Annotated in this window: 14 protein-coding genes, 1 tRNA gene and 1 riboswitch; of the genes, 7 read left to right on the forward strand and 8 right to left on the reverse strand. The window is 66.8% G+C overall.

Features of this window, described 5'->3' with window-relative positions:
• The first annotated feature begins 30 nt into the window (after positions 1–30).
• Positions 31–126: riboswitch (TPP riboswitch) on the forward strand.
• On the forward strand, positions 117–2555 hold the full coding sequence (locus tag HLH28_RS10555) for a TonB-dependent receptor (protein ID WP_246395946.1): 2439 nt from the start codon (positions 117–119) through the stop codon (positions 2553–2555). (Overlaps the previous riboswitch by 10 nt.)
• Before the next feature lie 25 nt (positions 2556–2580).
• Complete coding sequence (locus HLH28_RS10560; RefSeq protein WP_182958826.1) at positions 2581–3558, forward strand: ABC transporter substrate-binding protein; 978 nt, start codon at positions 2581–2583, stop codon at positions 3556–3558.
• 118 nt (positions 3559–3676) lie between these two features.
• On the opposite strand, the gene HLH28_RS18265 is transcribed toward HLH28_RS10560, so the two are convergent.
• Positions 3677–3808, reverse strand: coding sequence for a hypothetical protein (locus tag HLH28_RS18265; RefSeq protein WP_275943725.1), 132 nt, complete (start codon positions 3806–3808; stop codon positions 3677–3679).
• A 398-nt stretch (positions 3809–4206) separates the two neighbouring features.
• Positions 4207–4695 (reverse strand): DUF2721 domain-containing protein, encoded by a 489-nt coding sequence (locus HLH28_RS10565; protein WP_246395948.1) that lies wholly within the window; start codon positions 4693–4695, stop codon positions 4207–4209.
• Between the two features lie 135 nt (positions 4696–4830).
• Between HLH28_RS10565 and HLH28_RS10570 the strand changes: the two genes are divergently transcribed.
• Positions 4831–5076 (forward strand): hypothetical protein, encoded by a 246-nt coding sequence (locus tag HLH28_RS10570; RefSeq protein ID WP_182958685.1) that lies wholly within the window; start codon positions 4831–4833, stop codon positions 5074–5076.
• 448 nt (positions 5077–5524) lie between these two features.
• A complete protein-coding gene (locus tag HLH28_RS10575; protein WP_246395950.1) occupies positions 5525–7600 on the forward strand; it encodes a putative bifunctional diguanylate cyclase/phosphodiesterase in 2076 nt (691 codons plus the stop codon).
• Here HLH28_RS10575 and HLH28_RS18095 read toward each other — a convergent pair.
• Together HLH28_RS18095 and HLH28_RS10580 are read right to left on the reverse strand one after the other, a co-directional pair.
• Positions 7597–7854, reverse strand: coding sequence for a helix-turn-helix transcriptional regulator (locus HLH28_RS18095; RefSeq protein ID WP_246395952.1), 258 nt, complete (start codon positions 7852–7854; stop codon positions 7597–7599). The genes HLH28_RS10575 and HLH28_RS18095 overlap by 4 nt on opposite strands.
• On the reverse strand, positions 7851–8504 hold the full coding sequence (locus HLH28_RS10580) for an AraC family transcriptional regulator (RefSeq protein WP_246395954.1): 654 nt from the start codon (positions 8502–8504) through the stop codon (positions 7851–7853). Before HLH28_RS10580 ends, HLH28_RS18095 begins: the two co-directional genes overlap by 4 nt.
• Before the next feature lie 197 nt (positions 8505–8701).
• On the opposite strand from HLH28_RS10580, the gene HLH28_RS10585 reads away from it, so the two are divergent.
• From HLH28_RS10585 to HLH28_RS10595, 3 genes are all read left to right on the forward strand, one after another.
• Positions 8702–9589 (forward strand): DMT family transporter, encoded by an 888-nt coding sequence (locus tag HLH28_RS10585; RefSeq protein WP_182958688.1) that lies wholly within the window; start codon positions 8702–8704, stop codon positions 9587–9589.
• Between the two features lie 159 nt (positions 9590–9748).
• Positions 9749–11083, forward strand: a complete 1335-nt coding sequence (locus HLH28_RS10590) for an MFS transporter (RefSeq protein ID WP_220790034.1) — start codon at positions 9749–9751, stop codon at positions 11081–11083.
• Positions 11084–11182: 99 nt separating this feature from the next.
• On the forward strand, positions 11183–11476 hold the full coding sequence (locus HLH28_RS10595) for a putative quinol monooxygenase (RefSeq protein WP_182958690.1): 294 nt from the start codon (positions 11183–11185) through the stop codon (positions 11474–11476).
• 536 nt (positions 11477–12012) lie between these two features.
• On the opposite strand, the gene HLH28_RS10600 is transcribed toward HLH28_RS10595, so the two are convergent.
• The 4 genes from HLH28_RS10600 to HLH28_RS10615 form a co-directional block, all read right to left on the reverse strand.
• Positions 12013–12089 (reverse strand) — tRNA-Arg (locus tag HLH28_RS10600).
• An 86-nt stretch (positions 12090–12175) separates the two neighbouring features.
• Positions 12176–12700, reverse strand: coding sequence for a PaaI family thioesterase (locus tag HLH28_RS10605; RefSeq protein ID WP_182958694.1), 525 nt, complete (start codon positions 12698–12700; stop codon positions 12176–12178).
• Positions 12701–12883: 183 nt separating this feature from the next.
• Positions 12884–14056, reverse strand: coding sequence for a serine hydrolase domain-containing protein (locus HLH28_RS10610; RefSeq protein ID WP_408869836.1), 1173 nt, complete (start codon positions 14054–14056; stop codon positions 12884–12886).
• Positions 14053–15561: a sodium:solute symporter gene (locus tag HLH28_RS10615; protein WP_182958697.1), complete on the reverse strand. Its 1509-nt coding sequence runs from the start codon at positions 15559–15561 to the stop codon at positions 14053–14055. Before HLH28_RS10615 ends, HLH28_RS10610 begins: the two co-directional genes overlap by 4 nt.
• Between the last annotated feature and the right edge of the window lie 85 nt (positions 15562–15646).

The following is a 15646-nucleotide window of genomic DNA, read 5'->3' on the forward strand; positions in this document are numbered from 1 at the left end:
TGACGCGGCATCCTCCCTTCCATCATCTATCGCAATGAACCGGGGTGTCCGCACATGCGGACTGAGATCAAACCCGTTGCACCTGATCTGGGTCATGCCAGCGAAGGGAGATCATCATGAAACGCATGCGCAGACATGCGCGCACGCTGTCCGGCGTGTTTGTCCTGTCCCATATCCCGGCCCTGGCCGGGGCGGCGTCCGCTCCGGCGGCCCCTGTCTCGGTCTCCACCGTACCGGCCGCGTCGTCCGGGTCGTCGTCCGCGTCCGCGGGCGCGTCTGCCCGCCATCCTGCGGGCGAACGGATCGTGGTGACCGGCGACGGCACCTTCGCCACCGCGAACGGGCATATCGGCAACCAGCCCGGCGGCGGCCTGATCCGGCCCGAAACCGCGACGCGGTCGGTCAGCACCCTGTCGGCGGACGCCATTGCCCGTCAGGCCCCGACCTCCAGCGCGTTCGACATGGTCGCCCTGCTGCCGGGGGCGAATGTCAGTTCGTCGGACCCGCTGGGGTTCGCCGCGCAGACCAACATCACCGTACGCGGCCTGTCCGGCGATGCCATCGGCTACGTGCTGGAAGGGATGCCGCTGAACGACATCGCCTATTATTCCGGCTATCCGGGCCAGTTCGCGGATAACGAGAATTATGACCAGATTGCCCTGGCCCAGGGGGCGGCGGACCTGGACAGCCCTGTCCTGAATGCGTCGGGCGGGCTGATGTCCCTGCGCTTCCGCGACCCGTCGCACGACGCCGGCGGGATGGTCGATGCGTCCTACGGGTCGTATCATACCGACCGGGAATTCGCCCGGGTCGACACCGGCGAGATCGGGCACAGCGGCATCCGCGCTTTCGTGTCCTATTCCCATGGCGAGACCAGCAACTGGCGCGGGTCGGGACGCGACCGGCGCCAGCATATCGATTTCAAGGCGGTGAAGGAGTGGGGGGACGGCAACCGGGTGTCGGTGCTGGGCACCTGGAACGACGCCGTGACCAGCAACTATCCCCAGATCGACATGGCCGACTGGCATGCCTATGGCGTGTCCGGCCCGAACAATTATGCCAGCACCTACGATCCTTCAAATGCGGCCGCCGGGACGGATTACTGGCGGCTGTACCAGGACCCGTATCGCCTGTTCTATGTCGCGGCGCCGTCGCGCTTCACGCTGACGCGTGCGCTGCACCTGTCGGTGACGCCCTATGCGCAGTGGGGATATGGCAATGCCCCCGGGGGCACCGTGCTGTCCACCACCGGCAACTGGCAGGGGACGGAGGCGCTGCCTTACGCCGTGTCCATCCCCGGCGCGCAGGACGGCATGGCGACGGTCATGGCGGACTATACCCAGTCCAGCTACCGTACCGGCTTTACCTCGGCGCTGGACTGGCGGCTGGGGCGTCATCGCCTGACGATGGGGTACTGGTACGATTATTCGGACGACACCGAAACCCAGCCCTTCTCGCTGCTGCCGGCGAACGGCCATCCGGGAAACATCTGGGCGGATTCGGCGAAAGGCACGATCCTGCTGCCCGACGGGCGGCAGCTCCTGGGCGGGGACAACCACACGATCTCGCAGGTCAGCGCCCTGTTCGTGGGCGACACGATGTCCTTCCTGAACCAGCGCCTGACGATCGAGGCCGGATTCAAGGAGGTCATGCTGTCGCGCGACGGCACGAACAACCTGCCCGGACCCCAATACCGGTCGACCATGAACGTGGCCGAGCCGCTGCCCCGGCTGGGCGCGCGGTTCCAGATCGATCCACGGCATCAGATCTTTGCCAGCGTCAGCACGAATTTTCGCGCCCCGGCGGAATCCTCGCTGTACGATGCCTACGATCCGTCCAGCGGGGCGCTGGTCAATACGGCCAACAATACGTTGCGCAACGAATATTCGATTTCCGAGGAAGTCGGCTACCGCTATGCCGGGAACCGGGTGATCGGCAGCGTCACGTTCTTCAACTACAATTTTACGAACCGCCAGATCCAGACGGTGGTGTCGCATAACGGATCGCTGATCGGATCGACCGTCAATGCCGGCGGCCAGACGTCGCGCGGCATCGATGTCGAGGCCGGGTTGCGGCCCTGGCACCACTTCAGCCCGTATGTGTCCGGCGAATACCTGCATGCCACGATCGACAACGACATGGCGGTGGATGGCGACCTGCTGCCCACCCGGGGCAAGACGGCCGTGCGCAGCCCGTCGCTGCAGGCCGCGATCGGCCTGACCTATGATGACGGCACGTTCTTCGGCATGGCCAGCGTCAAATATGTCGGCCATCAATATGCGACATTCATGAACGACGAACGCATGCCCGACCATACGACCGGAAACCTGACGCTGGGATACCGGATGTCGTCGATCGGCGTGGCGCGGCATCCGGAATTCCGCCTGAACTTCATCAACATCACCGACAGCCATTATCTGTCCGGCGTCGCCAATCCGACCTTCAACGCACGCGATGCCACCGGCCGGTACGGCACGACGATCGCGGGCGAGGCCCCGACCTATTATGTCGGCGGCGGCTTCGCGATGTTGCTGACCGGTTCGAGCGCGTTCTGACCCCTTACCGACCGGAGCCGACATGATGAAAAAGCTGCTGCGTCTGCTAACGGGTCTTGCGATCGTGCTGTCCATGGTCGTGACCGGACCCGTGGCACGTGCGGATGCGCCGGAAAGCACGCCGGAAACCGTGACGGTCATCCTCGACTGGTTCCTCAACGCCGATCACGCCGCCCTGCTGGCGGCGGAGTACAGCGGCGCGTTCCGCCGTCATGGGGTGCAGGTCCGGCTGATCGCGCCAGCCGACCCCGGATCGCCGGCGCGGCTTGTGGCGGCGGGGCAGGCGGACCTGGCCATTTCCTACCAGACGCAGCTGGGCATGCTGGCGGAACAGGGGATTCCCCTGCTGCGGGTCGGCACGCTGATCGACACGCCGCTGGACACCCTGATCGCGGCGCCGGGGATCCGTTCGCTGGCCGACCTGAAAGGGCGGACGATCGGGATCTCGATGGCGGGGGTCGACGACGCCGTGCTGGCGACGATGCTGGGGTCCGTCGGGCTGTCGCTGTCGGATGTGCGGCAGGTCAACGTGAATTTCCAGCTGGAACAGGCGCTGATGTCGCATTCGGTCGATGCCGTGATCGGCGCGACCCGGACCTATGAATTGATCGACCTGCAGCAGAAGGGCGTCTCGCCGGTCGCATTCTACCCCGAGGAACACGGGGTGCCGCTGAATGACGAACTGATCTTCGTCGCGGCGCGCGACCATGCGCACGACCCAAAAATCGTCCGGTTCATGGCGGCGCTGGAAGAGGGGACGAATACCCTGCTGAACCATCCCGACATGATCCTGACGCAGGCGCTCCACGACCATCCGGAACTGGACACGCCGTTGAATCGCGCCGCCTGGACGGCGATCCTGCCGCGCGTATGCAAGCAGCCGGCGGTGCTGAACGGCCGGCGCTACCGGGCGTTCATGGCCTTCCTGCGCGAACGCGGCGTGGTGCGGCGGGAACTGGATCTGTCGGCCTATGCCGTCGATCCGGCCGATGGCACGCCATAGGGCGCGGGCCAGGTCGTGATCCTGCCATAGGGGCAGGGGGGGACGGTCGGGGACCGTACCGATGGGCATGTCAAACGTGCCGCGGGCAGGGGGTGACCCTGCCGGGGCGGCGCGGACGTCAGGCGACGCGGTCGGACACGGCGGTGGCGACCATCAGGGCGGCGACGATCGGCAGAAAGGCAACCAGCGGCAGGAACGACGCGACGCCCATCGAGTTGGCGACAAGGTTACCGATTTCGTGAATAAGCATTATCCAAAATCCTATGGGTTGGTGTTGGGGCGGGAACCAACACCGAATCTCGGCGCCGTGCAACACAAAAGAATAGGAGGGCTGGTAGCCAAAAAACGCATAGTAAACGAACCATGAATATTCTGTTCATTCTGTAGACATCGGGTCCATTACTAAGCTGCGCCAGCGGAATAGGTCGCAGGGAATTGTGATGTGATTTTGGGCGACCATCGTGAGGGCCCGGAAGAGGGACCGCAAATGGCGCATATTTTGTGCAATTTGCCTAAATTCAGGTCATTCGCCGATGTGATCGAAAAAATGCCCGCCTGTGTAGGCGCGTCGGTGGCGGAATGCCGTCATAGCGGCCGCGCCTGGGGACCGCCATCCGAAATGCAGGCCGGTTCGTCCAGGGATGCCGGTCAGCTTTTCGCCTTGGGCACGCGTGCCCAGGACGTCGTCATGCGCAGCCCGTGCCAGGCCGCCACGCTGTCGCACAGGAACATGCCCAGCGCGCCGACCGTGCAGGTCAGCGCGACGCCGAACATCAGGACCAGCCACCAGGCGACGGCGGAATCCCGCAGGCTGCCCAGGAACAGGACGAAGGCGGCGCCGCAGGCCGACGCCCCGCCGATCGCGCCCAGAAGGATGGCGGCGTCCAGCAGCAGGGTACGGCGATGCAGATGCGTCAGATGCCGGTGCAGGCGGCGGCGCTGCGTGGCACTGCTGGTCTGATCCAGGTTTTCGGTCGCTTTCTCGATATGGTCGGACACGCGGGCCAGGCGCGTGTTGAACAGGTTCAGCAGCGTGCCGATGCCCGACAGCATGAAGACCGGGGTCAGCGCGGTCTGGATCAGATGGGCGACGCTGTCGACGGGCTGGTCGGGCAGCAGGGCGGGAAAGGGGGACAAGGATGGGGCTCCTTCCTGACGGTGGCGGTTACGGCGTTGAAGCCAATCGCGGCGCGGGGTGCAACAGGGCATGGCGCCTCCGTCTTGTTTCGACCCCCCGAACCGGCCAGTCTGTCGGGCCAGGAGGGCCGACCCATGTCCCATAATTACGCGACGCCGCTGACACCCGAAAGGCGCCTGGCCCGCCTGATGGCGCGCATACCGGATGACTGGGCCATCCGGATCGAGAAGGTGGCGGATGCCGATGGGCTCCTGCGCTGGCGCGCCGCGACCGGCCTGCCCGGCGTCGCGCCGCAATGGAGCGCCTTCCACGACACGCTGCCCGATGCGCTGGAGGCCGCGTGGAAGGCGGCGCGGGTCGCGCCGTCCGGCACGTCATAGAAGAAGAAGGCCTTGAGTTTCCGAGACTTGTGCCTATTGTAACAGTTTCGTATTTTCCTGGGCCGCCTTGTCATGGATCGTCCGGCATGAACCACCGTCCGGTATCGGCGTCCGTCGGGGGGAAGCGGGGCATATTTCCATATCGTATTGACTTTCCTGATCTGTTGTCCCTAATCTTTTCGGAGTGTTGCCGTCACATGCGGGCATCCTGGCGGAGTTTCGGTGGGGGGATGGATGTGCCCGCGCGCCCGTCGAGGACATCATGCGACTGGCCGGTCCTGGCATGCGTTGCGTCCTCCCGTTGGTCCTTTCCGTCATGTGACGACACGTATCGGGGGCATTCCCTCGGCGCAGGCGGATCTGTCGCCGACCCTGCGCGCAGGCTATCGATTTCTTTCGTCGGCGCGCATGTCTTCACGGTGAAACGGCGAGAATCTGGATCGAATGGATGGACATGGCGTTCCTGACGGATTCATCGCTGTTCCTCTGCCAGGTGCCGGTCGGCCTTGCCCCGGCCTCGATCCTGCCTGACCATTTCGTCTGTCTTCTGGATCGTGCCGGAAACGTCACGGGCTGGAGTGCGGATGCCGAGCGGATCTCGGGCTATCGGGCGGCCGATATCCTCGGCCGACCCTTTTCCGATCTCTTTCCGTCCGACCAGGGCGGGACAGGCTTGCCGTCGCAGGCGCAGGAGGCCGCGTGGGACAGGGGCCGGGGCGAACGGACCGGCGTGGTCGGGCGCAAGGATGGCAGCCGTTTCCGCGCGCATGTCGTTGTCCATGCCTTTACCGACGACCCGGGCGAGCCGACGGCCGGGGCCGTTGCCCTCATCCGCGACCTGACCGTCCGGAAGCTGCCGACCGGCGCGCACTGCCCGGTGGATACGACGCTGGACATTATTCTGCGAAAAATGTCCGAAGGGGTTGCGTTATTTGGAACCGACCGCGGGCTTGTCTATTGCAATGCCCGCTTCGGCGCCATTCTCGGCCTGCCGGAGGACTGTCTTCGGCATGGGACGTCCTGCGACCAGGTGCTGGCCGACGTGGTGGGCGTCCCCGGCAACGGGGGCGAGGCGCTGGCCGTGCACCAGGACCGTGCCCCGGGGCCGGAGGGGTTGCGCGACTGGACGATCGAAACCCGGCGCCTGGATCGTTCGGTCCTTCTGTCGTGTTTCGCGCTGCCGGACGGCCGGCATGTGGTGACCTGCGACGACATGACCCCCCGGCGGCAGGCGGAAGGCCGTGCTACCTATCTCGAACAGCATGATACGGTGACGGCCCTTGCCAACCTGCATGGCTTGCAGCGGCACCTGAACCTGCATTGCGCGCGGCCGGAAAGCCGGTTTTCCGTCTTTTATTTCGACCTTTTCGGATTCAAGCGCGTCAACAACACGATGGGACACGCGGCAGGCGACGAACTGCTGCGGATCGCCGCCGGTCGTGTGCGGGCGATCCTGGGACAATCCGACCTGGGCGCGCATATCCGCGGCAACAAATTTGCGATCGTCGTGCATTCGGCCCAGGACGAGGCCGGGATCCATGCCCTGGCGCACCGCCTGCGCACCGCCCTGACGCGACCGATTGCCGTTCTGGGGCATGAGGTCACGGTCGGTGTCGGCATCGGCATCGTTCGCTTCCCGATGGACGGCGCGGATCGCGACACCCTGATGTGGAATGCGGACATCGCGCTCCAGCACGCCAAGGATGGGGATGCCAGCCGCATCCGTTTCTACGATCCGGACATGGACACGGCGCGGCGCCTGCGCATGGACCTGGAGCGCGACCTGCGCCTTGCGCTGGAGCGGGACGAATTCATCCTGCATTACCAGCCGTTCCTGAATCTCCAGACCAACCGGATCATCGGTTTCGAGGCCCTGATTCGCTGGCGCCACCCCACGCGCGGCCTGGTGGCGCCCGGGGACTTCATCCCTGTCGCGGAAAGCATGGGCCTGATGTACGACATCGGCGTCTGGACGCTGGACGCCGCATGCCGCGAGGCGGTCGGATGGCCGGCGGATACCGTCATCTCGGTCAATGTGTCGGCGGCCCAGTTCCGGCATGGTGGGCTGGTCGAAACCGTGAAGCTGGCCCTGGCGTGTTCGGGACTGGATGCGACGCGGCTGGAACTGGAAATTACCGAAACCGCGATGATCGACGACGTGCCCCATGCGGGCCGCGTGCTGCGCCAGATGCGCGACATGGGGGTGCAGATCGCACTGGACGATTTCGGGACGGGCTATTCCTCCCTCAGCTTCCTCCATAGCCTGCCCTTCACCCGGATCAAGATCGACCGCAGTTTCATCCGCGACATGGGCAACGGCATGGGGGACGGCGGGGCGATCGTCCGGGCGATCACCGGCCTGTGCGGCAGCCTGGGCGTCGTGGCGACCGCCGAGGGGGTGGAGACGCAGGAACAGTTCGATTACCTGAAACAGGTGAAATGTTCCGAAATCCAGGGATTTTTCTTCAGTCGTCCCTGTCCGGCGGCGGAGGCGCGGAAGCTTCTGGAGGTCCGGCAGGATTAGGAAGGGGGATGGCCGCCGTCGGACGTGCGTCCGTGATGGCGGGCATATTCGGTGGGGGTCAGCCCGGTCTGCGCCCGGAAGCGGGCGGTCAGGTGGCTATGGCTGCTGAAGCCGCACAGGGCGGCGATCCGTGACGGGGGCCAGCCTGTGCGCAGCAGGGTCCGGGCGCGTTCGATCCGTCGGCGCGTCACGAAGGCATGCGGCGTCTCGCCGTGCGATTGGCGAAACGCGCGCACGAAATGAAAGCTGCTCAACCCCGCCGCCCCGGCCAGATCGTCGATGGATGGGGACGGTCCATGTGGGCATCGACCAGCGCCTCGACCCGGCGGAATGCCGCCATGGACAGGCCGCCCCGGCGTGGCAGGTCGGGGCGCCGGTCGGTCATGTGGGCCAGCAGGCGCGCCACGAGGCCCGTCGCCGCCTGGCTGACCGCCACCCGGTCCGCGGGAAGCGCCCAATGAAGCGGCAGGATGGCGGACCGCACCACATCCTCGATCCGGCCGTCCCTGAAATAGGCGTCCTCGCGCAGGGTGACGCGGGCGGGGTCCATGTCGAACATTTCGCATGTCGCGCGATCGAAGGCCTGCGGCGCGATATAGAGATGGAACATCCGGACCGGCCCGTTGACGTCCCAGTCGCTGGTCGCCCGGGCGGGCATCAGGCACAGATCGCCCGCGCCGTTGCTGCATTTCCATCCGCCGTCCAGCCGTTTGCGAAAACCCATGCCATGTTCAAGATAGAGGCTGAGGGTATGGTGGTTGGGGGTATCGTACCGGGTGAACGCGGTCTCGTTCCGGTCCCAGACCGCGATGGCCAGTCCGTCGCCGATCTGCGCCGACGCCTGCAGCGAGACGCCGGCGTCGCGCAGGCACCGAAAGACGGTCAGGTCGGACAGGCTGGTCATCGCATGGGATCGGGGTCTGTGATCGGGATCGTGGCGTCCTGTCCCCGACCATACAGCGCCGGCGGGCCGGTTCAACGACGCGGACCGCAACAAACAGCAGGATCATGACAGCGGCCGGCCGATCCGGACGGCTTTTGCCGCTAGGTAGGCGCGCGGACACCGCCGGGGCGGATGTCGCGGCGCGAAAGGGTCCGGCCATGCTTGCCTTGCTGTTCTTCGGTGTCGTCCTGATCTGGGGCACGACCTGGTTCGCCATTCATGTCCAGGTCGGCGTGACGACCCCACAAACGGCCATTTTCTGGCGTTTTTTCCTGGCGTCCCTGCTGATGGGCGCGTGGCTGTTCCTGTCGGGGCGGCTGCGCCGGGTCCCGCTGCGGGTTCACGGATGGCTGGCCCCGATGGGGGCGTGCCTGTTTTCCTGCAATTTCCTGGCGATCTACGGGTCCGAAACCTATCTGGCCAGCGGCACCGTCTCGGTCATCTTCAGCCTGGCGACCCTGTTCAATACGCTCAACCAATGGCTGTTCTTCGGCCATCGCCCCGGACTGCGCAGCGTTCTGGGCGGCGGGATCGCGATCATGGGTATCGCGTTCCTGACCGGCCTGACGGGTGTCGGCGGCATTTCGCCCATCGGAACGCTGCTGGCCCTGACCGGGACGTTCCTGTTTTCCTGCGGCAACATGCTCTCTCGCCGGGCCGTGGCGTCGGGCGTCGACCTGCCGAATGCGGTCTTTCGCGGCATGGTGTGGGGGAGCCTGTTCCTGGCCGTCCGGCTTCTGGCGGGTGGATCGTCCCTTGCCGGATCGACCGATCCCGCGTGGATCGGGGCATTGCTGTATCTTGCGGTCCCCGGATCGGTGGTGGCGTTCCTGGCCTATCTGCATCTGGTGCACCGGATCGGTGCGGACCGCGCGGCCTATACCACCATCCTGTCGCCCGTCGTCGCGCTGCTGATCTCGGTCGTCTGCGAAGGGACCCGTTGGACATCGGGCATGACGACCGGAGTGGTCCTGATCCTGCTGGGCAACCTGGTCACGTTCGCGCCGCTTAGGCGGCTGCGTGTTCCCATGCCGGCCCGATCATAAGGGGGCTGTTGGAAAAGGCCTTTTCAAGACGGATTCGAAGGTCGGTGGCGCCGGTACTCTGGATCGGTCCGGCGGATCGTTCCAAACTTGTCACGGTCGGACGAACGACGCGGCAATCGGGCAAGGGGCAATATGGGCAGGCAGGCGGATACGGGCGACATGCCGGTCATGATGTCGTCGATGCTCGACGCATTGCCCCTGTCGCGCGCCCATGTCCGCCTGCTGCTGATCGGGGGGCTGGGCTATCTGTTCGATGGGCTGGACGGCTCGTCCCTGGCGTTCTTCCTACCGGTCCTGCGCGGGACCTGGCATCTGTCCGGGGTGCAGGCGGGGCTGATCGCCTCCAGCACGTCGCAGGGGTATCTGATCGGGTCGTTCCTGTCGGGCTTCCTGGCGGACAGGATCGGGCGTCGACGCATCATGATGTCGGCCCTGGCACTGTATTGCGTCGCGTCATGCCTCAGTGCCCTGGCGCAGGATTGGCGGTGCTATTTCGCCCTGCGCCTGGTCTGCGGCATCGGTACGGGGGCCGAGGCCGTGGTCATCATCCCCTACATCGCCGAATTCCTGCCGGCACGCCTGCGCGGACGGCTGTGCGGGGCGGTGGTCGGGTTCTTCTCGTTCGGTTACGTCCTGGCTGCGTGCCTCGGCTTCTTCGTGGTGTCGGCCACGCCGGAGGGGTGGCGCCTGGTATCGGTGATGACGGGCCTGCCGATCCTGCTGCTGCTGTGGTGGCGGCGCGCGCTGCCGGAATCCCCGCGCTGGCTGGAGATCCGTGGCCGGGATGCGGAGGCGCGCCTGGTCCTCCAGGCGTTTGCCGGTGGCGGGGCCTGCGATCCGCATCCCCCGGGCCGGCCCCGGGCGGACGGGGGCCGGCCGGTTGGCCCCGGCGTGTGGTCGGCACCATGGCGATCGCGGGTGCTGCTGTCCGTGTGGCTGTGGACATGGCTCTTCTTCTCTTTCTACGGATTCTTCTCGTGGATTCCGAGCCTGCTGCTGAAGCGCGGGCTGAATCTGTCCGACAGTTTCGGCCTGTCGCTGCTGATCTTCGCGGCGCAGGTCCCCGGCTATTTCGTGGCGGCCTGGCTGAATGGCCCGCTGGGGCGGCGGCGGGTGATGATCGGCGCGCTGTCGCTGGCCGCGCTGTCGGCGCTGCTGCTGGTCCGCGCGGAGGGCGTCGCGGGCCTGCTGGCGGGGGCCATGGGGCTTTCGGCCGGGCTGAACGGGGCGGTCGCGGGTTTGTATGCCTATACGCCCGAACTGTTTCCCACCCGTATCCGTGCGACTGCGATGGGCCTGGCGTCGGGCATCAGCCGTCTGGGGGCCATCGGCGGCGCGTTCGGCGTCGGCCTGATCGCCGCGCATGGCGGAACGGCCCCGGTCTTCGCCGTTACCGGCGCGGCGCTGGGGCTGGCGTTGCTGGCGCTGTTCACGATCGCGCCCGAAACCGACAACAGCGCCCTGCCCGAAGAGGATCAGGAGGCCGTCCGGTAATCCGGCCTTCAGGGTCAGACGGGTTTTGCCGGTTCTCGGGCCAGGGGCATGATAGGGTGTCCGGAGGTCGAACGTTCAGGACCCGGGGAGTGAAACCGGATGCAAAAATCCCTCTACGCCACCATGCGTGCATTGCCAGGACAGGAGGATCGGCTGGCCGGCCTGCTGCGGGATCTGACGCGTGATGTGCGCGCTGAACCCGGCTGCGTACGCTTTGTGGTCTACCGCCTGGAAAGCGACCCGGCCTTCTTCCATGTGGAGGAGACCTATCGCGATCCCGCCGCGTTCGAGGCCCATATCGGCATGGCGCATGGCAAGCGCTTCAACGACGCGATCAAGACCATGGTCGAAGGCGGCGCCTCGACCGTCGTGTTCCTCGATCCGGTCCTGTAGCATTCCGTCAGGATCCAGGGGCGATGCCGGGTCCAAGGGGTTTTGCCCCTTGGGCCCGATCAGGGACACGCCTCTCAAATCCGGCCATTGACCAGACGGGGCGCCGTTCGACGGGCGCGTGTCCGACTGACGGATTTCTTGCTATTTGGCGTCCTGTCGGTGCATATGAAACGCGGAGTTCGAATGGCTCCCGATACAAAGCCCCCAACGCATCACTTGCTGCATAAGAAAATGTAGTCGGTTCAACTCATGCAAAGCGATGGGGATCCAATATGCGCGAGAATCAGGACAATTCAGCCCTCGAGGCGCGCTTGATCATCCTTGAAAAGAACGTCGCCAGGATTCTGGCTCAGCTGGAGCGGCATTCTCTTCCGGAGATATATAGAAACACCCGTCTTTTATCTCAAACGGTCGAGAGTATGTCAGGGACGATGCGATTCCTGGCCAACCGGACGAGGTAGGTGCGAACACCCGTTCCCTGACGGGTGGAACGATCCATCCGACCGATTGATACCATGCGGAAATTTCAAGGAGATTGGCGCACCCGAAAGGACTCGAACCTCTAACCCCCAGATTCGTAGTCTGGTGCTCTATCCAATTGAGCTACGGGTGCGCTGTGGGGCGCTGTGTAACCGAGTGTCGGGGAAACGACAACCCCTTCCGGTAATTTTTTTATCGGGGGCCGGTCGGTATCCGACGTCATGGGGCCATGCCGCCGCGCGTGGTGGTCGCATGGCCCAGAAGGCCGCGCAGCAGGGCGCCGATGTCGGGGCCGGGCGCGTCGCCCGGCGGCAGGCGGTGGTAGATCGCATCGGCGCGCGCGGCCGGAGTGCCCTCCACGGTGACCAGTCCCTGGACGAAGACCAGGCTGCGCGTGATGCGCAGCGTCTCGGCCCGCAATTCGACCCATACGCCACGGGGTACCGGCGCCATGAAATCCAGGCCCAGCGACACCGTCGGCAGGAAGCCCCCCTGCAAATCCTCGCGGAACAGGGCGGCCATTGCCAGGTAGGCGTCGCAGACGCCGGCCAGCTTCCCGCCATGGCAGAGGCCCGCCCGATTGCAGCAGGACGGCGTGACGCGGAACCCGCCGACCAGTTGCCCGGCCTCCACGCCGACCAGGAAGCCGCCGGACACGGCATCGAACCCGCCGGGGGCCAGGTCGGGCACGGCGACGAAGCCCGGCGGGGGCGGCGGAAAATCCGTCTCGGGGCCGGGGGTCATGATCCGGTCCCCGTGTCCGGACGACGGGTGCGGGCAGGGGCGGCGGGGATGGTCATGGGTGCGCTCTCCCGGCGGGATCTCCGGTTCATGCCGCATTACGCCGCAGGTCCGCCCCCGGATGCCGGATGGCAGGAAAACACCGGAAAACAATCCGTGACCGCAGGTTCTCCGTACGGGCCGGAATCAGGAACCCGGAAGCAGGGCCCGCGCGGCCGCCGTGGCGACGTCGTGGCGCAGGCGCACGACGCTGTGGCCGCCCTCGGGATGCACCCGGTTCGTCAGGATCAGGACATAGCTGTCGCTGCCCGGATCCAGCCACAGCGATGTTCCGGTGAAGCCGGTATGGCCGAACGACCCCACCGGGAAGACGTCGCCGCGCGGCGTGGAATAATGGGTGTGGATGTCCCATCCCAGGCCGCGCAGGTCCTGCTGGCCGGGGGGCTGCTGCGGCGTGGTCATCAGCACCAGGGTCTCGGGCTTCAGCGGATAGGCGCTGGGCCGTCCGGCGCGGCGATCCAGCAGTGCCTGGGCATAGACCGCCATGTCGGCGGCATCCGAGAACAGGCCGGCATGGCCCGCGACGCCGCCCATGCGCCGCGAGGTGGGATCGTGGACAACGCCGCGCAGCATGACATGGTGGTCGTCGAACTGCGTCGGCGCGATGGACGGCCGCCAGGCGGGCGGCGGCAGGAAGCGCGAGCGCGCCATGCCCAGCGGGTCCAGGACCCGGGTCTGGACGTAATGGTCCAGCGTATCGTGCGAAAAATGCTGCACCAGCAGGCCCAGCGTGACGAAATTGATGTCGCTGTAGACGAATCGTTCGCCCGCCGGGTGGTCGGGGCGGGTGTCCATGACCCGGCGAATGGCTTCGTCGCAGCCGCTCCAGGGCGTGGACAGGTCCAGGTCGGGCGGCAGGCCGGAATAATGCGTCAGCAGATGGCGGATCGTGATCGCCGCCTTTCCGTTCCGGGCGAAGTCCGGCAGGTAGCGGCAGACGGGGTCGTCCAGCCGGAAGGCCCCGGCCTCGTGGAACTGCATGACCGCGACGGCGGTCGCGACCGGCTTGGTCAGCGACGCCATGTCGTAGAGCGTGCCTTCGTCCAGCGGCTCGATCGCCGGGACCAGGGCGCGGCGCCCATAGGCGCGATGATGGACGATCCGGCCGCCATGGCCGATGACGACGACGGCTCCGGGGGTCTGCCCGTCGGCGATCGCACGGTCCACCAGCCGGTCGACCGGGGTGAAGTCGGCGGGGGCGAGCGGGCCGGTGCGGCCCGCCGCGCAGCCGCCCGCCATCCCGGCCCCGCCGGCGGCCAGCATCAGGCGCAGCATGGTCCGTCGGCTGGATCCGGTCATCGTGTCTCGTGCTCCATTTCCGTCGGGTCCAGCGTAGGGCGGACCGCCGCGTCGCGAAAGGCCGGCCCTGGCCGCAGCCGGCAGAGCAGCCCGATGGCGAAGGTCGCGGCCACCCCGATCGGCACCAGCCACGGGAAGGCGATGTCGTGGCCGCCCGGATGCACGAACAGGATCAGGGCCGCCATGATGGCCAGCGTACCGACGAAGGCCGGAACCGCGTCGCGCTGACGCGCGCCCGGGACCAGCAGCCCGAACAGGAACGCGCCCAGCAGTGCGCCATAGGAATATCCGGCGATCGACAGGCCGAAGACCACGGCCGACCGGCCGGTATTCGAAAAGCACGACGCCGCCCCGATCAGCAGCATCGCCCACAGCACGGTGATGCCGCGCGACAGCGTCACCGCCCCGATCCGGCCCCTCCATGCCGCAGCCGGCAGCAGGTCCGCCAGGGTCGAGCCGGTCATCGCGTTCAGTGCCGAAGACAGCGATCCCATCGTGGCGCTGATGATGCCCGCGATCAGCACCGCCGACAGGACCGGCGGCAGGTCGCGGGCGATGAAGGCGGGGAACAGCGCGTCCGGCGAACGCAGCCCCAGTGCGGCCGGGGATGCCCCGCCATTGCGGATCCACAGCAGTACGCCCACCGCCGACAGCAGGCCGAACAGCAGGGTGACGACCACCCCGCTGCCGACCATGGCGATCCGCGCCGCGCGCAGCGACCGCGCCGCCAGCACGCGCTGGACCATCAGCTGGTCCGCCCCGTGCGAGGCCATGGACATGATCGCCCCGCCCACCAGCGCCGTCGCCGGGGCATAGGGCGATGTCAGGATCTCGCCGCCGCCGTGGAAGACCACAAGGCGTCCGGCTCGCCACGCCGCCCCCAGCGCCGCCCGGTCGGCATGTGGCAGCAGCAGGCCGACGCACAGGACGGCGCCCAGCGTATAGAGGCCGAACTGGATGCTGTCGGACCAGACGACGGCCCGCAGCCCCCCGGCCGCGGTATAGGCGGCGGTCAGCGCCGTCAGCCCGATCAGGACCGGCAGCGGCCCTGCGGGCAGGTGCGCCGCCGCCAGCAGCGCGCAGATCGGCAGGGTGGAGGCGAACAGCCGCACCCCCTCGGCCAGCAGCCGCGTGCCCAGGAAGACCGCCGAGGCCAGGCGCTGCATCCCGCGCCCGAACCGTTCGCCCAGATATTGGTAGGCGCTGGAAAACCCGGCGCGCATGTACAGCGGCAGCAGCAGCCACGCCACGATGATGCGCCCCATGACATACCCCAGGCCCAGCCCGACGAATACCAGGCCGCCGCCATAGGCCACGCCCGGCACGCTGACGACGGTCAGGGTCGAGGTCTCGGTGGCGACGATGGACAGGCAGATGGCCCAGGTCGGCAGGTCGTGCCGCCCGGCCGGGCCGTTCGCCGCAGGGCGCCTCTGCGACAGACGCAACGATATGGCGGCGAGGGCCAGCAGGCAGAGGCCGATGATCGCGGGTTCGCTCAGGGACATGGATCTCCGTTCGGGCAAGGGGGCCGGGACGGGGCCGGAAGGGTCCCGAGGGAACTTTGCCCCGTCCGCAGGGTTTTTTGGACGA

It is taken from the genome of Gluconacetobacter tumulisoli, from assembly GCF_014174155.1.
In the GTDB taxonomy this organism is placed as follows: Bacteria; Pseudomonadota; Alphaproteobacteria; order Acetobacterales; family Acetobacteraceae; genus Gluconacetobacter; species Gluconacetobacter tumulisoli.